At 37.9% G+C, this 3,012-nt stretch carries 3 protein-coding genes; 2 read left to right on the top strand and 1 reads right to left on the bottom strand.

Going from position 1 to position 3,012, the window contains the following annotated elements; genetic code table 11:
* Both Q0K35_RS01925 and Q0K35_RS01920 read left to right on the top strand, forming a co-directional pair.
* Positions 1 to 801, top strand: an 801-nt coding sequence (locus Q0K35_RS01925) for a hypothetical protein (protein WP_294560990.1), incomplete at its 5' end; no start/stop codon positions are given.
* An 80-nt stretch (positions 802 to 881) separates the two neighbouring features.
* On the top strand, positions 882 to 2,549 hold the full coding sequence (locus Q0K35_RS01920; RefSeq protein WP_294560989.1) for a diphosphate--fructose-6-phosphate 1-phosphotransferase: 1,668 nt from the start codon (positions 882 to 884) through the stop codon (positions 2,547 to 2,549).
* 85 nt (positions 2,550 to 2,634) lie between these two features.
* Here Q0K35_RS01920 and Q0K35_RS01915 read toward each other — a convergent pair.
* Positions 2,635 to 3,012: glucosamine-6-phosphate deaminase (locus Q0K35_RS01915; protein WP_294560988.1), on the bottom strand; the 378-nt coding region annotated here is incomplete at its 5' end.

Here is a 3,012-nt window from a genome sequence, read left to right as displayed (position 1 = left end):
GAAACGATCAGTTATGATTTTACCTGTCCCGAATTCCATGAATTGAAAGAAAAGTATCAGTTAACAGCTATTGCGGAAAAAGGCAGTGATTTTCAAAAGGCAAAACGCCTGCTTCATTATTTTGCTCCAAGACTTCATCACAATTCCTGGTATGACAATCATATCGAATGCAATGCCTTGAAGTTATTAGAATATAGTTTAAATAATAAAGAACATGGTATCAATTGTTTAAATAAATCAAAGATCTTAGAAGAATGCTGTCTGGCACTTCAGATTTATGCCAGAAGGGTTTCGATTCTTCCTTATTCACCTTATGATTATGATAACCATGTCGTTGTTGAGATCTTTGATCGTCAGCTTAATAAATGGATCATGCTGGATCCTACGACTGATGGCTATTTTATTGATGAAAATAAGCTTCCTTTATCATTGTTAGAAATCAGAGATAGATTTGCCAATGATGAATTTGTAACCTTTGTAACGTTAACCAATCGGCTCGATCATCTTGACAATCTAAGAAAGAAGCATATGGATATCAATCAGTATATCTGCAAGAATCTCTTTTATTTCATGATCGATCAGGAATGTAAATTTGGTGAACCTGAGCATCGTTTGATTTTCTGCCCGACTTCCTATTCTGTTAAAAAGAACAAAATAGCTAATCTTAAATACAGGATCAAATATCTGCCGGAAGAAAACAAAAAGATGGAAAATAAATTTAAACAGTCACTCTCTGAAATGATAAATTCACAAGAACCTTCAAAAACAAATATTGAAAATATGGCCAAGGCTCCTATTTAAAATAAGTGTAAAAACAGTTTACTTTTTGTTTGAAATATCATAAAATTTAAATGTATGTGAATTAGAAAAGGAGAGGAATCATGAAAATTTCATCACTGCAAAAAGCAAGATATGAGTATTCCCCAAAGCTTCCGGGAATGCTTCGAAACGGTATTGCGGATATTTGTGTGAAGGAAGGCGAAGAAACGCAGAGCGTTGCTAATCAGGATAAGATCAAGGCACTTTTCCCGAACACGTATGGAAAAAAGGAAATTACGTTTGCGAAAGGAGAAAATACTTCCAAAGCCAAGAAACAGGTCGTAGGTGTCATTCTTTCAGGCGGACAGGCTCCGGGAGGACATAACGTTATCTGCGGTCTTTATGACGCTTTAAAAGCGACAAATCCTGAAAATGTGCTTTATGGATTTAAAAATGGTCCGATCGGACTTATTGAAGATGATTATCTGATCTTTGATGATGAATATATCAATGAATACCGTAATACGGGTGGCTTTGATATCATCGGTTCAGGAAGAACCAAGCTGGAAACAAATGAACAGTTTGCGATCGTTGCGGAAGTATGCAAGAAGCATGGAATTACAGCCATCGTCATCATCGGTGGTGATGACTCAAATACCAATGCTGCGGTACTTGCTGAATACTTTGCTGCTCATGATACAGGTGTTCAGGTCATCGGTTGTCCTAAAACGATTGACGGCGATCTGAAGAATGACGATATCGAATGTTCATTTGGTTTTGATACAGCAACAAAGACTTATAGTGAAATCATTGGTAATATTGAAAGAGATGCCAATTCTGCTAAGAAATATTGGCACTTTGTCAAGGTCATGGGACGCAGTGCTTCTCATGTTGCTTTGGAATGTGCTCTGGAAACACAACCGAATATCTGTCTGATCTCTGAAGAAGTTGCGGAAAAGAAGATGTCACTTTCCCAGATTGCAGATTACATTGCTGATTCTGTTGAAAAAAGAGCTGCTAAGGGCATGAACTTTGGTGTTGCAATCATTCCTGAAGGCGTGGTTGAGTTTGTTCCCGAGTTCTCTGTATTGATCCAGGAAATCAATGAGCTTCTTGCCGGAAGCAAGGCTGAGGCTTTCAATGCACTGCCTGCTTGGGCTGATAAATATGCCTTTATTGAAAAGGGTCTGACAAAGGAATCTATGGAAGTATTTGCGATCCTTCCGGAAAGCATCCAGCAGCAGTTGTTCCTTGAAAGAGATCCTCATGGAAATGTTCAGGTTTCTTTGATCGAATCTGAAAAATTATTCTCAGCTTTAGTAAAAGATAAATTGGAAGAAAGAAGAAAAGCCGGTACATATAAGGGTAAATTCAGTGCTTTACATCACTTCTTAGGTTATGAAGGAAGATGTGCCTTCCCTTCTAACTTCGATGCTGATTACTGCTACTCGTTAGGTTACAATGCTTTCATGCTGATCCAGTATGGCTATAACGGTTATTTATCAAAAGTATCCAATCTTTCTAAGCCGGCAAGTGAATGGGTAGCCGGTGGTATGCCGATCACAAAGATGATGAATATCGAAAGAAGACATGGTGAAGATAAGCCGGTTATCAAAAAAGCTCTTGTAGAGCTGGAAGGCAAGCCATTCAAATATTTTGAAGCTCACCGTGAAGAATGGGCTGAAAATACATGCTTCGTTTATCCAGGTGCTATTCAGTATTACGGACCGTCAGAAGTATGTGACATCACAACTAAGACATTGGCTTTAGAAAAAGGTACTTTAGAATAAAACATAACAAAGGTGATCGCTTGATCACCTTTTATCATGATCAAACAAAAAAAAGACTTATGATCGCTCATAAGCCTTTCAATATTTATTTTGTAAGCTTGCTGGCAGCAGCCTTATCCAGAATAACAATAACATCTTTGTGATCCTGTAAAGCACTTGCCGGACAGCTTGTATCTTTTGGACCTTCAATCATGGCCTTCACTGCATCTGCCTTGTTTTCACCTGTGGCAATCAATAATACTTTATTCGCTTTCATGATTGTCGCAATACCCATTGTGATCGCATGAGTTGGCACCTGATTGATATCATTATCAAAGAAACGGGCATTATCTTTTCTTGTTCTTTCCTGAAGCTCTACGATATGAGTGGTTTCATCAAAAGAAGTACCTGGTTCATTAAAACCAATATGTCCATTTCCACCTAATCCTAAAAGCTGAATATCTACCTGGTAATTTTCCATTGC

The sequence above is a fragment of the uncultured Traorella sp. genome, from assembly GCF_944327115.1.
GTDB lineage: Bacteria > Bacillota_I > Bacilli_A > Erysipelotrichales > Erysipelotrichaceae > Traorella.
This window is presented reverse-complemented; position numbering and strand designations above follow the sequence as displayed.

What these genes read in the sequence shown, in the direction of transcription:
- Q0K35_RS01920 (WP_294560989.1), top strand. Translation starts at nt 882, where the DNA reads ATGAAAATTTCATCACTGCAAAAAGCAAGATATGAGTATTCCCCAAAG.